The organism is Lentimicrobiaceae bacterium, from assembly GCA_020636745.1.
Classification (GTDB): domain Bacteria; phylum Bacteroidota; class Bacteroidia; order Bacteroidales; family Lentimicrobiaceae; genus Lentimicrobium.
Genome location: JACJXH010000001.1, coordinates 440,091 through 460,079, shown reverse-complemented (window position 1 = coordinate 460,079; position 19,989 = coordinate 440,091). Strand labels below are relative to the sequence as shown.

Genomic DNA, 19,989 nt, shown 5'->3' with positions numbered 1-19,989 from the left:
TTTCCGATTTATTCCATTGGTTTTCAATGGTTGTGCAATGATAGTAAAAATCGGGCAAATCAGGAATTAATCTTTCCGAAATCTCATCTTACATCAGAAAACTTAAACTGTTTCTGTTTCTATTTTAGCAGCATCCGTCTCTTTATTACCAGATTTAGACTGACTATTCAGATAACCGTAGAATGTAAGAGAATGATTGGTGATAGTAACACCCAGCATCTTTTCAATAGAAGCCTGAATTTCCTGAAGCCGCGGATCGCAAAATTCCAGGACAGTACCATCTTCAATATTGATAAAATGGTCGTGTTGTTTAAATTTGAATGATCGCTCGAATTGCGAGCAATTGTTACCAAACTGATGCTTTGTAACCAGATTGCAGTTCTGCAACAGGTCAATTGTATTATACAGCGTGGCACGACTAACCCTGTATTTGTTGTTTTTCATCTGAATATACAAGGTTTCAATGTCGAAATGCCCGTCGGTAGCATAAATCTCCCTCAGAATAGTGTATCGTTCGGGCGTTTTACGGTGTCCGTGACTTTCAAGGTAGTCAGTAAAAATACCTTTTACCGTGTCAAAATTCAGTCTGTCATTATCTCTCATGTCGATTGGATATTTTAACGGCCTAATAATTCATATCAAGCAAAATACAAAAATTCAGGCAGCAACAGGCTTACTTCTGAATCGGGTATAAAAGTAATAAAAATCCTTATTAATATTTGGAATAAATAAAAATAATATATTCAACTGCTTATCAACGACTTACATGCATTTTTAGTGATTAATAAAAATTTATCGGGCTACATCAGAAATTCTGCTGATACGAAATACACTACTTATTCCCTGCAATTTTTTCATTTCGTTCATTAAACGATTCAAATCATCCGTATCATGCACCATTAAAAGTATAGTAGCTTCATAAACTTCTCCGGTTGAATCTATATGAAACGACCTTATATTCAGGCTCATTTGTTCAGAAATGAGTTTAACCATCTCATTAATCAGCCCCAGCCTGTCAAATCCTTCAACCCTGATGCCACTTAAAAATGTGGCAGCCTCACGGTTTGACCAGTTGGTTTTAACGATTCGGTTACCATATTTGGACATTAGCTGAATGGCTTCGGGACAATTTGTGCGATGTATCCAAATGCTTTCATCCTGGGCCACAAAGCCAAGCACATCATCTCCCGGAATTGGGTTGCAACATTCAGAAATACGATATTCAACTTCATTTTCTGATACGATGCCTTTTTTCTCGGGAATTTTATTCCGCACCTGTTCAGAGATTCGCTGCGGGATATTGGGTTTAGATCTGACAAATGGCCGGGTAATGATATTAAACCATCCGCTTTTATCGTGCTGTTGCATACAATCCTTCAGCTCTTTCAGTCCCAATTCTCCGAGCGCTACTTTATAATAAAGGTCAATGGTTGAATTGATGCGATTGCATTCCTGCAAGAGCAATAAATTGTTACGGGTCATTTCCACTTTCAGCTCTTTGAAATAACCCTCCAGCATTGCACGGCCATCATCGGCATATTTTTTTCGCTGTTCTTTGAGTGCATCTTTCAAAAAAGATTTAGCTCGGGCGGTAACAACATAATTGATCCACTCATCACGTGGATTCTGTTTCCGCGAAGTTATTATCTCAATCTGATCGCCACTTTTAAGCTGATAATTAAGAGGCACCAACCGATGGTTAACCTTGGCTCCGATACAATGATTGCCTATTTCGGAATGAATATTATAAGCAAAATCGAGCGCGGTGGAATTGGATGGAAGTGTTTTCACATCCCCTTTAGGGGTAAACACCATTATTTCATCAGCAAACAGATTGAGTTTAAACTCGTCGAGAAAGGTAAGCGCATTGGAATCGGGCGAAGCCAGTAACTCTTTAATCTTATTCAGCCAACGATCCAGTCCGCTTTCAACACTTGATTTTTCCTTATATTTCCAATGAGCAGCATAGCCTTTTTCGGCAATTTCATTCATTCGCTTGGTCCTGATTTGCACTTCGACCCACTGGCCGGTTTGACTCATCACAGTTGTATGCAATGATTCGTATCCATTGGCTTTAGGAGTAGAAATCCAATCGCGCAAACGGTTCTGTTTAGGATTATAATAATCGGTTACGATGGAATAAGCCTGCCAGCATTGGTATTTTTCATTTTCAAAACTTGTATCAATAATAATTCTGATAGCAAACAGGTCAAACACTTCCTCGAAAGGCACCTGTTTAGATTTCATTTTATTCCAAATAGAATAGATTGATTTCTCGCGTGCCAGAATTTCAAATTCCATTCCGTTTTCAAGAAGTGCTTTGCGGATAGGATAAATAAACTTATTGATAAACTTCGTTCGTGACACTTCGGTTTCAGCAAGTTTTCTGGAGATAGTGGCATAAACTTCCGGATCGGTATATTTAAGTGCCAGGTCTTCAAGTTCACTTTTTATGGCATACAGGCCGAGTCGGTGTGCGAGAGGAGCAAAAAGGTAAATGGTTTCAGAAGCGATTTTCAGTTGTTTCTCTGGCGGCATGGCATCGAGGGTGCGCATATTATGCAGCCTGTCGGCCAGTTTGATCAAGATTACCCGAACATCATCAGAAAGGGTAAGGAGCATCTTGCGAAAGTTTTCTGCTTGCGCCGAGGCTGTGGTATGGTCAAAAAGTTCTTTAATTTTGGTCAGGCCATCAATAATGCGGGCTACTTTATCGCCAAACATCCGCCTGATATCATCGTTGGTATAATTGGAATCTTCAACCACATCGTGCAGTAAGGCACATACAATGGAAGTTTCGCCCAGTCCTATTTCGCCGGCAACAATGCGAGCCACCTCAATTGGATGATAAATATAGGGCTCCCCGCTTTTACGGCGCATATCTTTGTGTGCGGTTGCTGCAAGGTTAAAAGCCTTACGAACCATACGTTGATTTCTCTCTCCCGCACCAGTATTCCAGGCATTTAAAAGCTCACGATATCGTTTAAGAATTTCCTTACGTTCCTGTTCAGGATTGATTGTATACATGCGGTAAAAACTGGTTTAATGGAGTAATAAGCAAAACAAAGTTAATCATTAAAAGAACACTGCAAACTGGCATAATTCAGCGAAAATAACAAATTTGCAAAGCAAATATTTCGTGTTTGATCAAATAACCTGAATACCTGCTGCAATTCTTGAGCATAAGACAAAGATTCGGTATTGTTTTTGTGCAAAATGGAAGGATTTACTGAATTTTGACTACTTTTGAACATATTAAATTGTGCGGCTGTTCTGCACCAAACCAACCCAATGAACTCAGGCATGTATAAACTCAGGCTTTTTCGCGTTTTATTCCCTGCTATATCAGTCCTGATATTTAGTTTTTCAGCAATGGCAACCCATCAGCGGGCCGGGGAAATCACCTACCGGCAGATTTCCGGCCTGACATATGAGGTTACCATCACAACATATACTTTTGCGCCCAGTGCTGCTGACAGATGCGAACTCACCATTAACTGGGGAGATGGACAGAGCAGTGTGCTTCCCCGATCCAACGGGCCATCAGGACAAACACCTGCTGGTATATTTTGCGAACATACCGGTGAAAACATCTCTGTTGAAATCAGGTTAAACATTTATAAAGGCATTCACACTTATGCTGCGGCGAGTACCTATCGTATCTGGCTTGAAGATCCTAACCGAAACCTGGGCATTCAGAACATTCCAAACTCAGTTGATGTACCGCTTTACATTGAAACACTGCTGGTTATTAATCCTTTTCTGGGCAGCAATAGTTCGCCCGTTTTACTGCTCCCTCCTATCGACAATGGATGTGTTGGATTGCCATACCTGCATAACGCCGGAGCTTATGACCCGAATGGCGACAGCTTATCATACAGGCTCGTGAATTGTAAAGGAGCTGGCGGATTAGACATTCCGGGATATGAACTTCCAAGTGAAGTTGACACTGAAAATCCGGGCACTTTTACCATAAATCCTGTAAGTGGAGACATTTACTGGGATAAACCTACGCGGCAAGGCGAATACAATTTTGCCTTTATTATTGAAGAATGGCGAAATGGCATCAGGGTTGGATATGTTACAAGAGATATGCAGGTGAACATCAGTGCCTGTGACAACAACCCGCCTGTGCTCGAAGTAATTTCAGACACCTGTGTAATTGCCGGTGACACGCTGAGGCTTTTTGTAAAAGCTACTGATGCCGACAATAATAATATCAGACTTACGGCCAGCGGAGGCCCGCTTATCCTTCCTGTCAGCCCTGCTACTTTTGAACAGCCCGGCGATTCTGCCGGACAGGTTAGTCAGACATTAATCTGGCCTACAGTTTGCCAGCATATAAGAAAATCGCCTTATCAGATTTATTTTAAGGCCATTGACAATGGCAGCCCCGTGAATCTGTTCGACCTCAAAACAACCAACATTTCCGTAATAGCACCTCCCGTTTTAAATCCAAGCGCTGTTCCTTTGGGCAACAGCCTTATATTGAACTGGGATCAGCACATTTGTGCTGAAGCACAAGGCTATAGAATTTATCGCAGAGCAGGCTCTACGGGCTATTTACCGGGAAATTGTGAAACAGGAGTTCCTCCTGAAACTGGCTACAGCCTTATTGCTCAAACCTCGGGGGCAAATCTCACTACCTATACTGATAACAATAACGGAGCAGGCCTTGTACGTGGAATCCGTTACTGTTATATCGTTACTTCATGGTTTGAAGACGGGGCAGAAAGCATTGCATCGGAAGAGTTTTGTGCCAGTCTGAAAAAAGATCTCCCTGTCATTACCAATGTAAGCGTTAACAATACTTCAACAAACGATGGTAACATCTATATAGCATGGTCGAAACCAACTGAACTTGATTTAATTCAAACACCCGGCCCTTTTATATACCGGCTTTACAGATCTCAGGGTTTTAACAGTGCAAACAGTCAGCTGGTAGCCGAATTTTTTGATTTGAACGACACAACTTTTACAGATACCGGATTGAATACACGGGATACTGCCTGGACCTATTCGATAGAATTTATCAACAACACCCCGGGAAACACTTTCTCTATCGGGTTTGCAGTGCCTGCATCATCCGTTTATATAAAAACGGCCCCATCCGACAAAGAAATAAAAGTAACTATCCAATATAATGTACCCTGGGTTAATCAGGAATTCACCATTTTCAGAAAAAACGACATTACTCAACTATTTGACTCCATTGCAACCAGCAATTTACCAGTTTTCACTGACAAAGAATTGATAAACGACCAGGAATACTGCTACAAGGTCAGAACATCGGGTACTTATGGCACTCCGGGTTATATCGACCCGATTATAAATTTTTCGCAGGAGACCTGTGAAAAGCCCAAAGACAATGTTGCACCATGCCCCCCTGTGCTTGAAGTGGAAGTCAACTGTGACAATCAATCCCTTGCTTTCAGCTGGAATGATTTATCAACAAGCTGCGCACCCGACATAGAAAGATATTATCTGTACAGAAAAGGTTCACCACATATACTTATAGGCACTTTTGATGCTTTAACAACAAGTTTCGTGTACAACAACCTGCAGACTATTGCCGGATGCTTTTTCCTGGTGGGTGAAGATTTGAACGGCAATGCAGATACAACAAACTATACTGAAGTTTGTGTTAGCATTGATAATTGCCCCAGGTACCGGTTACCGAATGTTTTTACGCCAAACAGTGATAGTTTCAACGACTTTTTTGTTCCTTTTCCGGGTTATACATCAGTTGAGAAAGTTGATATGAAAATATTTAACCGATGGGGAGTCGTGGTATTTGAAACCAATGATCCTGAGATAAAGTGGGATGGTCGTGACAAGAGCTCAAACAAAGAGTGTGCTGATGGCGTTTATTTTTACGTTTGTGATGTATATGAAGTAGTAGGCTCACCTGAAACGCCTGACGACAAGCGGATACAAAAACGAACGCTCACAGACAGCATACATCTGTTAAGGTGATGATATCCTGATACTACACAAAAAAGGGCTGCCATAAAAGGCAGCCCTTTTTGAAAAATAAAGCTTTATTCCTTAGAAGAGTCTTTCAGCGAGGTCAACAACGCGGGCTGAATATCCCCATTCATTGTCATACCATGAAAGAACTTTTACAGTTTTTCCGTTAACCATTGTACTTTGTGCATCAAAGATTGAAGAAGCAGGATTGTGAACAATATCAACAGAAACAATTTCATCCTCTGTATATTCAAGAATACCTTTCATCGGACCTTCAGCAGCTTCTTTCATAGCAGCGTTAATCTGATCTTTGGTAACTTCAACTTTGAGGTTAACCACGAGGTCAACAAGAGATCCGGTTGGGGTTGGAACGCGAACTGCAAGTCCATCAAGTTTACCTTTAAGCTCAGGAATAACAATTCCTACGGCCTTTGCAGCACCGGTAGTTGTTGGAATCTGAGAGACGGCAGCAGAGCGGGCACGGCGCAGGTCGCTGTGAGGAGCATCAAGAATAGTCTGGTCGTTGGTATATGAGTGAATGGTTGTCATTAACCCGTTTTCGATACCAAATTTATCGTTAAGCACTTTGGCAACCGGTGCAAGACAATTGGTTGTACAGGAAGCATTAGAAATGCACTGATCTGACTCTTTTAAATCATGATCATTCACACCAAGAACAATCGTACGGTCAATTGCATCTTTTGAAGGAACGGTAAGAATAACTTTCTTAGCGCCATTTTTAAGGTGATCGCCATATCCGCCTTTTGCACTTTCTTTAGCACGGAAAATACCGGTTGCTTCAACAACTACATCAGGAGTAACTGCCCAGGGAATATTCACAGGGCTACGTTCTGCTGTTACAGCATATTTAACGCCATCAACAATAAGCGAAGTTTCGTCAAATTCAACTTTTCCGGCAAACCGACCCTGAGTTGAGTCGTATTTGAGCAAATAAGCAAGTGTTTTTGTACTGGTAAGGTCATTGATACCTACAACTTCAATGTTTTCTCTTTCAAGAGCCAGTTTGAACACATTTCTGCCGATTCTTCCGAATCCATTAATCGCTAATTTAATTTTTGCCATTTTACTTTTACTTAGGTTAGTAATTATTCTGAAAAAAACGGTGCAAAGGTACTGATTAAATTGCTTAATTGCAAAATGCCTCCTTATTGTAAAAAAGCAGTCAAATTTATTGAACAACAGTATTTTCAGCCTGAAAATAAAGAATCCAAACACTACTGAAAGGCTTGAAAACAGAAGCATTCAAACAGATTTGAATCAAATGTAATGAACTATCATTTTGCATATAAAAACATACGTATTTTCGTCTTACCTTTGCACCGATGAAAAACACCCGTAACTTTTGTATCATTGCCCATATAGATCACGGCAAAAGCACACTTGCTGACAGACTCCTTGAATTCACAGGTACTCTATCGGAGAGACAACAACAAAACCAGGTGCTCGATGATATGGATCTGGAACGTGAACGCGGAATCACCATTAAGAGTCATGCCATTCAGATGGAATATAAGTTTGAAGGAGAAAACTACAAACTGAATCTGATTGACACTCCGGGACACGTTGATTTTTCATATGAAGTATCAAGGTCAATAGCTGCCTGCGAAGGAGCTTTGCTTATTATTGATGCCACACAGGGCATTCAGGCGCAAACAATCTCGAACCTTTATCTGGCATTAGAACATGATTTGGAGATTATCCCCATTATGAATAAAATGGATATGGATAATGCCATGCCTGAGGAGGTTGAAGAACAGATTATAGATTTAATCGGTTGTAAACCCGACGACATTATCAGGGCCAGTGGCAAAACCGGCATGGGAATTGAACAGATTCTTGAGGCTATTATCAAGAACATTCCAGCTCCGGTTGGCGATCCTGAAGCTCCGCTACAAGCATTAATTTTCGACTCAGTATTCAACTCTTTCAGAGGGATAATTGCTTATTTCAGAATTATTAACGGAGAAATCAGAAAAGGTGACTTTGTTAAATTTTTTGCAACCCAAAAAGAGTATTATGCCGATGAAATTGGTGTTTTAAAACTGGTGCAACAGCCCAGAGACGTATTACGGGCCGGCGATGTAGGCTACATTATTTCGGGCATTAAGACCTCAAAAGAAGTAAAAGTAGGCGATACCATTACCCATGTCAAACGACCATGTCTCAAAGCTATAGAAGGCTTTACCAATGTAAAACCCATGGTATATGCCGGTATTTACCCGGTAGATGCAGATGACTATGAAGAGCTCAGGGCTTCAATGGAGAAACTTCAACTGAACGATGCTTCTTTGGTATTTGAGCCGGAATCATCGGCCGCGCTGGGGTTTGGATTCAGGTGTGGCTTTTTGGGTTTGCTCCATATGGAGATTATTCAGGAACGACTGGACCGGGAATTTGACATGGATGTCATTACCACGGTTCCTAACGTTTCATATAAAGCACATACTACCAAGGGCGAAATCATCGAAGTACATAATCCTTCAGGATTACCTGCCCCCAACTATCTTGAATTTATTGAAGAACCTTACATTACAGCTCAGATAATTTCGAAATCGGATTATGTTGGAGCTGTTATGACTCTTTGTATTGGCAAAAGAGGCACATTGAAAAATCAGGTTTACTTAACCAGCGACAGAATTGAACTGACTGTTGAGCTGCCACTGGGTGAAATTGTTTTTGATTTCTATGACAAACTCAAGAGCATTTCTAAAGGCTATGCTTCATTTGATTATCATGTAACCGGCTACAAGCAAGCCAAACTGGTGAGGCTTGATGTTCTTCTGAACGGTGAGCCTGTAGATGCACTATCAACACTTATTCATCAGGATAATGCTTATGACTTCGGCCGGAGAATGTGTACCAAACTTAAAGAACTGATACCAAGGCAACAATTTGACATTGCCATTCAGGCTGCGATTGGAGCTAAAGTAATTGCGCGTGAAACTGTTAAAGCTGTAAGAAAAGATGTTACAGCCAAATGTTATGGAGGTGATATCACGCGTAAACGTAAACTTTTGGAAAAACAGAAAAAAGGCAAGAAAAGAATGCGTCAGGTAGGCAATGTTGAAGTGCCGCAAACCGCTTTTTTGGCTGTACTTAAACTTGATTAGTACAACCCTGCACCTGTTTTGTTATATGTCGATTAGCTTATGCTTAACAGCATAGATTATTACTTCTATAATATTTTTTGCTTCTGTTTTGGTCATCAGATTTGCCCTGTGTTTTTCAACAGTGCGGCTGCTGATAAACAAATTATCAGCTATTTCTTTGGTTGACAACCCCTTACAAACAAGGCCCAGCACTTCAAGTTCTCTGTTTGAGAAACAAATAACATCTTCTGTGCTTTTTTCCTTGATTGTTTCATTATCCTTGAATACAGCAATCAGCCGGTTAATCAGCTCGGTAGAAACATAGCTACGGTTTCCTGAAATCAGGTCAACAGCCTTTTCAAACTCTTCAATATCTTTAAGACTTAAGCTCTCCAGCCCTTTCTTTTCCTGAACATCAGGCTTTAGAACATTAAAAACTCCCAATAAACTGGAGCGCCCTTTTACCTTTAATCCTTCAATTCCGTATAGTTCAATATTTATAATGTGCCCGTCTTTATGTCTTACTTTAAACTTGATATGAATTTCTTTCTCAAATCCCCGCTGACATCTTGTAATTTTATCAATAGCAGCGGCCCTGTCCTGTTCAACAATGATATCGCTAAAACCCATTCCAAGCAACTCTTCGCGCGAATAGCCAATTACAGACGAAAGGCTGGGATTGGTTTCAATAAATTTATCTCCCTGATAAATGTAAATCCCATATGGCGAAATCATCGACAAGGCAATAAATTTTTCTTCGTTTGCCTTGCGATGAGCTTCAGCTTTATTGAGCCGGGTGGCAATTGAGGTTAACAATTCATCGTATTCAAAAGGTTTTACTATATAATCGTCGGCGCCTAACTGCATGCCAAACCTGATTTCCTTTAAATCAGACTTGGCTGTTAGAAAAACAAAAGGAATCATTGCTGTAGCCGAACTCTCTTTCAATACATTAAAAACATCGTAGCCACTAATTTCATTCATAGAAATATCACAAAGAATTAAATCGGGCAAAAGAGCAAATGCTTTTTGAATACCAGCTGCTCCATCGCCGGCATGAGTCACCTCATATCCTTTCACCCTGAGCAAGTTGGATATAGTTATTGCCAGAGCTTTATCATCCTCTACAAGTAAAATTTTAATATTACTGGTTTCACCGTTCATATATCAACTTTTATATACTAAATTTAAGTTAGCCTTCTGGTATAATTGGCAAAATTACTTTAAAAACTGAACCTTCACCAACTTTACTTTCAAAACTGATTTTGCCATTGTGAAGTCGCAGACAATCAGAGACAACTGCCAGTCCTAATCCTGAGCCCCGTGCATTGCGAGAATTACTTGCGCGGTAAAAAGGTTCAAAAATATAACCGAACTCTTCTTCAGGAATTCCAATTCCATTATCTGAAATAACAAACAAAGCTTCCCGGCTGTCAATTAGACTTACCTTAAACTGAATTTTCTTCTTCTTATCCGAAAAGTTAAGTGCATTATGAAGAAGGTTTATGAAAATATGGTTAAACAAACTCTCATCAATCCACACTTCATCAGGAATTGCATCAATCATAAGCTCTATCCTGTCGGGATACATTTCCATTTCATTCAAATCTTTAACAATCCGATGACACACATCCGGCAAATTGACAGATGAAGGTTTAAATTCGAGTTTATTTTTATTAACAGCATCAATTACAGTAACTTTATCAAGCACTCTGAGCAAGGACTTCACAGCCATGCGGCTCAATTCAAAAGCATCACCAATGGTTTCCTCATCAAGCTGAAAACGATGGTTTTCTAGCAATTGAAGATTACTGTAGATAATTGACAAGGGCGTTCTGAATTCATGCGAAATGGTAGAAATATATTTAGACTTTACCATACTTAGCTCTATTTCGTGCTGCAAAGTATGGTGCATGGTTTCCTGCTCTTCTTTGCGTTCTGTTATATCCCTGATAAGACAATGAATACCACGCGTCTTTCCGTGTTCGTCACAAAATAAAGCAGCAGAAACCTCTGCCCAGCATAATATTTTATCCTTTCTTTCAAACTCGAGTTCAAACAATTCAGACTTTAAAGCTTCTCTTTTAATCTCAGATTTTTCGACAATACCGGTAAATTTATCCCAAACAGATTTAAGAACCCCGTATGAAACCGGCCTGAGTACTTCAGCCATAGGCATTTGAAACAGTTCGGCCGATGTATATCCGGTTAGTTTTTCGATAGAAGAGCTTATGAAAATTGGTTTCCCGTTTAAATCAAAAACACAAAACACATCAGACATATTATCAGCCACCAGGTTAAACAACATTCTTCTGATAGCCACTTCATCCGAATGCGCTTGTGTTGTAGCACTGTTTTTTATGGTTGTCAGTAAAATCTTGTCTCCGTTGCCAATATCAATCGGAAGTTTACTTATGTTAAACCGAAAAACTTCTCCCTGAAAAAAAACTTCAGATGTCCATTCAACAGGTGCATCACTATTGATCAGTTCCAGATCTTGTACGCTTTTTCCGTCCAAAAAAACTTCAAGGGCTTTAAGCCAAAATGCAGGGAGGCCGTCATTTTTCAAGTTACCCGTATCTGATAATCGTTTGCCATTAAACATAAAGGAGCTCATTTGTCCTTTACGATTGCATACATATGAAAAAACGGATTCATCAGTATACACCTTCTCAGCAACATTAGAATAAGCTACACCATTCATTAGCAAGTCATTAGATGTTTCACGAGGCATCATATTATTTATCAGTTAGTCAGAAAAGTATCAAAATAATAACAAAGTTAATTATTTAAAGAAACAGAATGAATTGAAAATTCACAGGCAATGAAAAATAATTATTAATCTTGTAACATTTCAGCCAGTAAATTGTCATATAAGCAACCGACTGAACCAATCAGGGCAGATGACAACAGCGGAATACAATGAATGTGTAAGCAGGTACGCGGATGGCGTATACAGATTTATTCTCAAAAACATTGGGAATCAGGAGCGTGCGCGCGATGTAGTACAGGACTCTTTTTCAAAGATGTGGGAAAAATCAGGAGAAATTTCTTACGTAAAAGCCAAATCATATCTGTTCACCACAGCTTATCACACCATGATTGATGAAATCAGACGCGAAAAAAGGATGTCAAGGTTAGAAGAAGAGCATGAAAACCGACTTTCTGTGCACAACAGTTACTCCGATCTTCAGGAAGTGCTGAACCTTGCCCTGGAAACTTTGCCTGAAATGCAAAAAGCGGTAATTACCCTGCGTGATTATGAAGGTTACACATATGAAGAAATCGGACAAATTACCGGATTAAATGAATCGCAGGTAAAAGTTTATATTTATCGTGCACGAGTGAGTCTTAAAAACTACATTGGAAGCCCCGACCGGGTAATTTAACAAGGCATAAGGAGAGAGATGCCATGAAAAACAAAGGAATTAGTCTTCAGAATTACGAAGAATTCATCATTGACTACCTCGATGGTAAGCTTGACACAGTGGAGGTGGCAGAGCTACTGCTTTTTTTTGAGCAAAATCCCGATTTAAAAGAAGAAGCTGCTGAAATAGGGCTCTTTACACTTGAGCCTGAAGCCCGTTTAACCTTTGAATTTGCCGAAGCATTAAAACAACCCGCCGATAATGATGCTATTCATTTAAATACCGGCAATTACGAACATTATTTCATCGCTGCCCATGAAGGCGACTTATCTGAAAAAGGGACTGTCGCTGTTGAACAATTTTTAAATCAACATGCTGAGCTACGCCATGAATTTAATTTATACAAAGCAGCCCGCCTCAGGCCTAACAAGGAAATTTACTATCCTGCCAAAGCTGAATTGAAAAGAAAGGTGATTGCTGCATGGCGCAACATATTCTATTATGGTGCTGCTGCTGCTTCAATCCTGATTCTTATTTCTATTTACTTGAGAATTTCACCCGAGTCAGATAAATCACTTCAAGATACCATTGGCGGAATTGAACAACCAACAATAAAGGCTACTGCCCGTATTGAAAATTCAGAAAAGGAAAATGAAATATTGCCATCAGCAAAACAGGCTGATATATTAGAAAATGCACCAAAGCCCCACGGAGTTGTTCGCCAAAAAACAATAATAAAAGAAACCGTTAAGGCAAATGCCGGCAATAAACCTATTGAAGAGAACCTCAGCCCGCTTCCTCAAAAACATTTCATCAATGTATCAAGCCCTACACCAGAAAGTCAGCAACGCAATTTTTATTCTGATCTTTATGAAGATATCAGACTTTCGCAGGAAATAATGTTAGCAGGACTTGAGACCAGAGAATCCGATGACGTTAATGACAATCAGCCGGAAATACTGACCAGATTCAAGGCGGGCAGAAGAGCCAATAGTTTGTTGAGCTCCGGTGCTCAAATTGCATCGCAAATTCCTGAAAATTTAAATGGCTGGCTTCTGGCAGATATTGGAATTAGTGGAATAAATATGCTCACTGATAACGACCTCAAACTCCAGAGAGATGTTAATACAAATGGCGAAGTCAGTAATATCAGGCTTTCAGAAGGTGGCAAAAATTACTCTTTAAGAAGAAGAAACAATTAGCTAGCCCTTTCTGCTATCAATCCATTCATTCCTATACTTTCATCCTGACTGTATCAGACAAGTTCATTGTTACAACCGAATTGGTTGAGCATGTAATTAAACTTTTCCATCAGCTTCATTTACACACTTTTAAGTTAAACTTAAGACCATCACCCTCCCTTTCCCCATTTTGAGTCATCAACAGCAAAAAAAAAGATAACTTCTGTAACAAACTCATACAGTTGCCCGTCACAAAGAAAAAGCAAAACAACAAAACAAAACTAATCCTTAATATTATGAAAACAACTGCCACATCTCTGAAGCTAGCCGCTATAGCGATTTGCTTCCTTGTTTCATTCAACGCCGGCTACGCACAATCTAAAGGCAGCGGAAACATCGTAAAACAGGACAGAACACTTCCAAACTTCACCGCTATTGAAGTTGGCAGCGCTTTTTATGTAAAGCTGAACCAGGGGAGCCCGACCATAGTCACTGTTGAAACAGATGATAACTACATTGATAAAGTTATAACTGAAGTTAACAACGACAAACTGGAAATTACCTCGAGCGGGCTAAACAACCCGAGTGCTCTCAAAGTTTATATCACAGTGCCTGATTTAAAAGATATAGAAATCAGTGGCGCGGCAAAAATTGAATCGACAGGAAATCTGAACTTTTCAAACCTGAGCCTTGATGCCAGCGGCGCATCAAAAACCACCATAGAAATTGAATCGCAAGTACTTAAAAGCGACATTAGCGGCGCAGCCAGAGCCATTATATCGGGCAAAGCAGCTGAACACACGACAAGTGTATCAGGTGCAGCAAAGCTCGACGCCTACAAACTCAGCACCATTTCCACAACTGCTGAAGTAAGTGGAGCAGCTAAAGCACAGGTGTATGCCAGCAGCAGCCTGAATGCCGAGGTAAGCGGAGCCGGTGCCATGTCATATATTGACAACGGACAGGTTAAAAGGATAACCAAGACCGGAAACTACAATCTACAGCTCGACAATCCGGAAACAGTGAATACTGACCAATTAGAAGGTCTGGTTATAACTTCTGAAGCAGGAGATTCAACACTCGTAAATATTGGCAACCTCAAGGTTGAAGTAGTTGAAGGAAACCCGACAAAAGTAAAAATCGGAGGCAATGAACTGGAGATTGATGAAGATGGGAATGTAGGATTTAAACGCCACAGAAATGAAAGATTTGACGGTCATTGGGGTGGTTTTGACATGGGAATTAACGGATATGTGAATAAAGACATGAAGTTCGATATGCCTGCAGGCTATGAATTTCTTGACCTTCGTATGGAAAAATCCATTAACGTTTCAATCAACTTTTTTGAACAAAATTTTAATCTTATCAGCAATAACTTTGGCCTTACAACAGGGCTCGGATTTGAATGGAACAACTATCGATTTGAGAACAATGTAGCCATTGTCAGAAACGAAGCCGGATTAATTGACGGCATAAATATGAATGCAGAGGGAACCAATTATTTAAAAAGCAAACTGGTTGTTAACTACCTGACCCTGCCCATACTTCTTGAATACCAGACAAACAGGTTTTCAAAGAAAAACAGCTTTCACATTGGGGGTGGATTATTAACCGGGTTACGTATTGGTTCACACACAAAAATGGTTTACGACGACGGAAGTAAAGAAAAGGACAAAAACCATGACAATAAAGGATATGACACCAATCCTTTTAAATTTGAGTTAATGGGCAGAATTGGATGGGGTAAAATAAATTTATTTGCCAACTATTCGCTCAGCACCTTATTTAAAGATAACCGCGGCCCTGAACTTTATCCTTTTGCAGTGGGAATTACCCTCGCAAGCTGGTAATATGCCGTTGTTGTTTCTGCCAATGCTGCCGCCAAAAAACGGCAGCATTTTTCGTTTCTAAAAATTTTAGTAATTTTACCACGAAAATCTGATGATATGTTGGATGTGAGTTTGCCAGACATCAGATAATGAAGCAAAAACAAAAAAACAAAAATATATGTCGGGACATAATAAGTGGTCAACCATTAAACGCAAGAAAGGCGCTCTGGACGCAAAGCGTTCAAAAATATTCTCCAGAATCATCAAAGAAATAACAGTAGCTGTTAAAGAAAGTGGCCCTGACCCGGATGGAAACCCCAGACTCAGGTTGGCAATTGCCAACGCCAAGGGTGCCAGTATGCCTAAAGATAATATTACCAGAGCCATTAACAAAGGTTCAGACAAGGATGGTGCCAATTATACCGAAACCACCTATGAAGGTTATGCACCAAATGGAGTAGCTGTATTTATTGAATGTACCACTGACAATGTCCAGCGAACCGTTTCCAATGTTCGCTCTTACTTCAATAAATTCGGGGGCAGCCTTGGCACCAATGGTTCACTTGGATTCCTGTTTGACCGCAAAGGCATTTTTACCATCCCTAAAGGAGAAATTGATATGGATGAGCTCGAAATGGAGCTTATTGATGCCGGAGCAGAAGACATACAGCTGGAAGACGAAACGATTACAGTTACTACAGCCATGGAAGATTTTGGCGCCATGATAAAAAAACTTGAAGAATTAAAAATTGAGCCGGAAAATGCAGAGCTACAGCGCCTGCCCCGTAACACAGTCAAGGTTGATAAGGAAGCAGCAAAAAAAATAATGCGGCTTATTGATTTATTTGAGGAAGACGATGATGTTAACAACGTATTCCACAACCTTGAGTTAACCGACGAGCTTATGGATGAATTAGACTAAGAAATCTGACAAATAAAAAAAGGCAACCCGATGGGTTGCCTTTTTTTATTCATATATTGTTTTACAAAGAAGTAACAATATCATAGGTATCAAGGGCAATTACAAGTTCCTCATTGGTTGGAACAACCATCACCTTTACCCGCGAATCATCAGCAGTAAGCACAGCTTCTTTACCACGTAAGCCATGATTTTTATTCTGGTCAAAAATTACGCCCATAAATTCCATATCCTTGGTAGTAAGATATCGGGTAACAGAATCGTTTTCGCCAACTCCGCCAGTAAAGATAATTAAATCGACACCACCCATGGCAGCAGCATATGCTCCGATATACTTTCTTATCCGGTAATAGTACATTTCAAGCGTTACCTTTGCTCTTTTGTTACCTTCTTCGGCAGCAAGTTCAACATCACGCATATCAGAAGATACTCCGGAAACGCCCAACATACCACTATGTTTGTTCACCAGGGTATTGGCAACAGGCACATCTATTTCCTCTTTATTGATAATCTGAATAAAAGCTCCGATATCCAAATCACCGGTACGGGTTCCCATCATCAAACCTTCAATAGGGGTCATACCCATGGAAGTATCGAGCGATTTCCCATTTTGAATGGCGGCTATAGAAGCGCCATTGCCAAGGTGGCAGGTAATAATTTTCAGATCCTCAATATTTTTTCCAAGTATTTCACATGCGCGCTGAGAAACATACCTGTGACTGGAACCATGGAAACCATAGCGGCGGATTTTGTGCTTTTCATACAAAGAATATGGAATCCCGTATAAATAAACATAATCGGGCATTGTCTGATGGAAAGCAGTATCGAATACGCCAACCTGAGGCACCTCGGGCAATAACCTGGTAATTGAATAAATTCCTTTAAGATTTGGCGGATTGTGCAGAGGTGCTAAATCAATACATTCTTCGAGAGCTTTAATTACATCATCCGTAATATAAACACTACCATTGAACTTTTCACCGGCATGCACCACACGGTGTCCAACAGCCTGAATTTCATCCAGACTTTTGATACTTCCGTATTTTTCGCTGATAAGGACGCCGAGTAAATATTCTATTCCAAGTTGATGGTCAAGAATTTCACCTTCGAGCTTTACTTCAACACCATCGTTGCGTGAATGCTTAATTAGTGAACCTTTGAGGCCAATTTTATCGACCAGGCCTTTAGCCAGCACTTCACGGGAAGGCAAATCAAAAAGCTGGTATTTTATGGATGAACTTCCGCAGTTCAAAACGATTACTTTCATTTTAAAATTTTTTCGTAAAAATGTTGAAGAAAACTATTCGCGACCTAAATTAATGATAGAACCTGTTTTTGGAATTCTTTTAGAACCTTTGTACAGATAAAATCCTTCACCAACGCGGCGACCCACTATATTGGCCCTTACCATGCGCTTCAGCACAGGCGATGGTTTATACTTCTGTTCTCCAAACTCAATGTACAGATTTTCCATCCATTTCAGCACCTTATCGAGACCGATTTTATCTGCCATTTCGAAAGGGCCCAACTGAAGACCGGAAGTTTCTTTCATGGTTTCATCAATATCCATCACCGAAGCAACGCCTTCCATTAAAATTTCGCAAGCTTCATTAATCAAGGGAACAAGCATGCGGGTACTGATATTTCCTGCTGATTCATTCACATTGATCAGCTTTTTGCCAATCAACAAAGCAAGTTTACTAACAAGATTATAAGTATCATCTGAGGTATAAACAGAGCGAACCGCTTCAATCACTTTAACCTTGCTCACCGGTGAGAAGAAATGCAAGCCCATGGCTCTGTCAGGGCGTTTGAGCACTGAAGCAATTTCAGAAATCATAAGTGTTGCAGTGTTCGACACGATAACGGTATCAACTGAAACCACAGATTCAATTTTTTTGAAAATCTCCATTCTTAATTCAAGGCTGGTTCCTTTCTTTTTAGAGTTTACTGTTTCAATAACAATATCACAATCAGACAGGCTTGAATAATCAGTTGAACCTTTGATGCGGGACAGGATTAATTTTTTCTCACTTCCGGTAAGGCCCCATTTACTAATGCGATCGTCAAGTTGGTTTTCAATACGTTTAAAGACCTCGGCAACCCGTTCATCGCTGATATCGACAAAAGCAACTTCGATTCCTGACTGACTGACCAGCACAGAAATTTCCTGGCCCATGGCCCCACAGCCAACAACGCCCACTTTTTGCAATGAGCCTTTGGATTGCATGGTTTTTCCAAGGCTAAAATCTTCTAATCTTTCTGACATTTTTATGATGGTATTATTAAGTTTTCTTAGGATAAATTACATGCCACCAGCCTGATTGGCAGTAATAGCGACCAAATTAACAATATCGCTTACTGAACAACCTCTTGACAAATCATTAATAGGTGCAGCCATTCCCTGCAACACCGGGCCTATGGCTTCTGCACCGGCTAAACGCTGAACCAGCTTATAAGCAATATTCCCTGTTTCAAGACTGGGAAAAACCAGCACATTGGCTTTGCCGGCCACCTGACTTCCGGGGGCTTTTAACATACCCACAGCTTCAACAATAGCTGCATCGGCCTGCAGCTCGCCGTCTATTTCTAGCCATGGAGCCTTTTCCCGTGCAATTCTTGTTGCTTCAACCACTTTATCGCAAAGTGCGTGTTTAGCACTGCCTTTGGTTGAAAAGCTTAACATAGCCACGCGGGGCTCTAACCCGGCAATAGCCTTAGCTGTCAAGGCCGTTGACACAGCTATTTCTGCCAGTTCTGGAGCAGTTGGATCAGGATGAACAGCACAATCAGCAAAAACCAGAATATTACCCGGCACATAAGGATTGTCTTTAAAAATCATCAGAAATGCACCTGATACCACACTGATTCCCGGAAGAGTTTTAACAATCTGAAAAGCCGGGCGCAATACATTACCTGTTGCATTCATCGCACCTGCCACTTCTCCGTCGGCTTCACCTGCTTTAATCAACAAGGTGGCAAGATACAACGGATCTTCAGTAAGCCTGAGCGCTTCCTCCCATGTCATCCCTTTTGATTTTCTGATTTCAAAAAGAATTTTAGCATAACGTTCCTTATCGGGATTATCAACAGGATCTATGATTGTTGCCTGTACAATAAACTGTAGTCCCCATTCATTCGCTTTGTTCTGAATCTCGGATTTATTTCCGATAAGGATGATTCTGGCAAGTTTTTCTTTGAGGATAAAATCGGCTGCTTTAAGCGTCCGTTCTTCGGTTCCTTCGGGTAGTACAATGCACTTATTTAACTTTTGTGCATTTTCCCTGATGGCTTTCATCAATGACATGGTAAGTAAAGATTGGCTGAATTGTATTAAACAAGTTGAGTTTCAGCCCGCAAATTTATAACTTATTTACCGGTGTTTTAAATTAATCATATGTTATTTTTCAGTTAAAGCGCCTATCCTTATGGCTGTTCATTTTGTGCCATTACATCGGGCGGCTGTTACCAGGGGTTATTTTACACATCAGCACACCATATCTAACCCCGGTATTTTCAATACTGCCAATGTTATAAAAATCTGTCATTCAATCTAAAGCATTTTTTTAACCATAAAGCAGCGGAGATTCATTCTCAAACGAGTAAAAACGG

At 40.3% G+C, this 19,989-nt stretch carries 14 protein-coding genes; 6 read left to right on the top strand and 8 right to left on the bottom strand.

The window, feature by feature from the left end; all coding sequences use genetic code 11:
* Nucleotides 1-102: 102 nt before the first annotated feature.
* A complete protein-coding gene (locus H6541_01835) occupies nucleotides 103-603 on the bottom strand; it encodes a transcriptional repressor (protein ID MCB9014505.1) in 501 nt (166 codons plus the stop codon).
* A 189-nt stretch (nucleotides 604-792) separates the two neighbouring features.
* Nucleotides 793-3,027 carry a bifunctional (p)ppGpp synthetase/guanosine-3',5'-bis(diphosphate) 3'-pyrophosphohydrolase gene (locus H6541_01830; protein ID MCB9014504.1) on the bottom strand — a complete coding sequence of 745 codons (2,235 nt, stop codon included), beginning with the start codon at nucleotides 3,025-3,027 and terminating at the stop codon, nucleotides 793-795.
* A 264-nt stretch (nucleotides 3,028-3,291) separates the two neighbouring features.
* Here H6541_01830 and H6541_01825 point away from each other — a divergent pair, with 264 nt between their 5' ends.
* Nucleotides 3,292-5,976, top strand: a complete 2,685-nt coding sequence (locus H6541_01825) for a gliding motility-associated C-terminal domain-containing protein (GenBank protein ID MCB9014503.1) — start codon at nucleotides 3,292-3,294, stop codon at nucleotides 5,974-5,976.
* Between the two features lie 72 nt (nucleotides 5,977-6,048).
* On the opposite strand, the gene gap is transcribed toward H6541_01825, so the two are convergent.
* On the bottom strand, nucleotides 6,049-7,044 hold the full coding sequence (gene gap, locus H6541_01820) for a type I glyceraldehyde-3-phosphate dehydrogenase (GenBank protein MCB9014502.1): 996 nt from the start codon (nucleotides 7,042-7,044) through the stop codon (nucleotides 6,049-6,051).
* A 269-nt stretch (nucleotides 7,045-7,313) separates the two neighbouring features.
* Between gap and lepA the strand changes: the two genes are divergently transcribed.
* Nucleotides 7,314-9,101 carry an elongation factor 4 gene (lepA, locus tag H6541_01815; protein ID MCB9014501.1) on the top strand — a complete coding sequence of 596 codons (1,788 nt, stop codon included), beginning with the start codon at nucleotides 7,314-7,316 and terminating at the stop codon, nucleotides 9,099-9,101.
* Nucleotides 9,102-9,122: 21 nt separating this feature from the next.
* Here lepA and H6541_01810 read toward each other — a convergent pair whose 3' ends face one another.
* Together H6541_01810 and H6541_01805 are read right to left on the bottom strand one after the other, a co-directional pair.
* On the bottom strand, nucleotides 9,123-10,244 hold the full coding sequence (locus H6541_01810; protein MCB9014500.1) for a response regulator: 1,122 nt from the start codon (nucleotides 10,242-10,244) through the stop codon (nucleotides 9,123-9,125).
* 28 nt (nucleotides 10,245-10,272) lie between these two features.
* A complete protein-coding gene (locus H6541_01805; GenBank protein MCB9014499.1) occupies nucleotides 10,273-11,817 on the bottom strand; it encodes a PAS domain-containing sensor histidine kinase in 1,545 nt (514 codons plus the stop codon).
* Between the two features lie 166 nt (nucleotides 11,818-11,983).
* Here H6541_01805 and H6541_01800 point away from each other — a divergent pair, with 166 nt between their 5' ends.
* The 4 genes from H6541_01800 (at nucleotide 11,984) to H6541_01785 (ending at nucleotide 16,380) form a co-directional block, all read left to right on the top strand.
* Nucleotides 11,984-12,469, top strand: a complete 486-nt coding sequence (locus H6541_01800) for an RNA polymerase sigma factor (GenBank protein ID MCB9014498.1) — start codon at nucleotides 11,984-11,986, stop codon at nucleotides 12,467-12,469.
* A gap of 23 nt (nucleotides 12,470-12,492) precedes the next feature.
* On the top strand, nucleotides 12,493-13,650 hold the full coding sequence (locus H6541_01795; GenBank protein MCB9014497.1) for a hypothetical protein: 1,158 nt from the start codon (nucleotides 12,493-12,495) through the stop codon (nucleotides 13,648-13,650).
* A 275-nt stretch (nucleotides 13,651-13,925) separates the two neighbouring features.
* Nucleotides 13,926-15,479: a DUF2807 domain-containing protein gene (locus tag H6541_01790; GenBank protein MCB9014496.1), complete on the top strand. Its 1,554-nt coding sequence runs from the start codon at nucleotides 13,926-13,928 to the stop codon at nucleotides 15,477-15,479.
* Between the two features lie 157 nt (nucleotides 15,480-15,636).
* Nucleotides 15,637-16,380 carry a YebC/PmpR family DNA-binding transcriptional regulator gene (locus tag H6541_01785; GenBank protein MCB9014495.1) on the top strand — a complete coding sequence of 248 codons (744 nt, stop codon included), beginning with the start codon at nucleotides 15,637-15,639 and terminating at the stop codon, nucleotides 16,378-16,380.
* 61 nt (nucleotides 16,381-16,441) lie between these two features.
* Here the strand turns inward: H6541_01785 and H6541_01780 are convergent, their stop codons facing one another.
* From H6541_01780 to pta, 3 genes are read right to left on the bottom strand one after another with little or no spacing between them, the layout of a single operon-like run.
* Nucleotides 16,442-17,644, bottom strand: coding sequence for an acetate kinase (locus H6541_01780; protein MCB9014494.1), 1,203 nt, complete (start codon nucleotides 17,642-17,644; stop codon nucleotides 16,442-16,444).
* Nucleotides 17,645-17,677: 33 nt separating this feature from the next.
* Complete coding sequence (locus tag H6541_01775; protein ID MCB9014493.1) at nucleotides 17,678-18,646, bottom strand: 3-hydroxyacyl-CoA dehydrogenase family protein; 969 nt, start codon at nucleotides 18,644-18,646, stop codon at nucleotides 17,678-17,680.
* A gap of 36 nt (nucleotides 18,647-18,682) precedes the next feature.
* On the bottom strand, nucleotides 18,683-19,684 hold the full coding sequence (pta, locus tag H6541_01770) for a phosphate acetyltransferase (protein MCB9014492.1): 1,002 nt from the start codon (nucleotides 19,682-19,684) through the stop codon (nucleotides 18,683-18,685).
* Between the last annotated feature and the right edge of the window lie 305 nt (nucleotides 19,685-19,989).

Coding starts and splice junctions, on each gene's coding strand:
- H6541_01835 (MCB9014505.1), bottom strand. CDS start 603: ATGAGAGATAATGACAGACTGAATTTTGACACGGTAAAAGGTATTTTT.
- H6541_01830 (MCB9014504.1), bottom strand. CDS start 3,027: ATGTATACAATCAATCCTGAACAGGAACGTAAGGAAATTCTTAAACGA.
- H6541_01825 (MCB9014503.1), top strand. CDS start 3,292: ATGAACTCAGGCATGTATAAACTCAGGCTTTTTCGCGTTTTATTCCCT.
- lepA (MCB9014501.1), top strand. CDS start 7,314: ATGAAAAACACCCGTAACTTTTGTATCATTGCCCATATAGATCACGGC.
- H6541_01810 (MCB9014500.1), bottom strand. CDS start 10,244: ATGAACGGTGAAACCAGTAATATTAAAATTTTACTTGTAGAGGATGAT.
- H6541_01805 (MCB9014499.1), bottom strand. CDS start 11,817: ATGATGCCTCGTGAAACATCTAATGACTTGCTAATGAATGGTGTAGCT.
- H6541_01800 (MCB9014498.1), top strand. CDS start 11,984: ATGACAACAGCGGAATACAATGAATGTGTAAGCAGGTACGCGGATGGC.
- H6541_01795 (MCB9014497.1), top strand. CDS start 12,493: ATGAAAAACAAAGGAATTAGTCTTCAGAATTACGAAGAATTCATCATT.
- H6541_01790 (MCB9014496.1), top strand. CDS start 13,926: ATGAAAACAACTGCCACATCTCTGAAGCTAGCCGCTATAGCGATTTGC.
- H6541_01785 (MCB9014495.1), top strand. CDS start 15,637: ATGTCGGGACATAATAAGTGGTCAACCATTAAACGCAAGAAAGGCGCT.
- H6541_01780 (MCB9014494.1), bottom strand. CDS start 17,644: ATGAAAGTAATCGTTTTGAACTGCGGAAGTTCATCCATAAAATACCAG.
- H6541_01775 (MCB9014493.1), bottom strand. CDS start 18,646: ATGTCAGAAAGATTAGAAGATTTTAGCCTTGGAAAAACCATGCAATCC.
- pta (MCB9014492.1), bottom strand. CDS start 19,684: ATGTCATTGATGAAAGCCATCAGGGAAAATGCACAAAAGTTAAATAAG.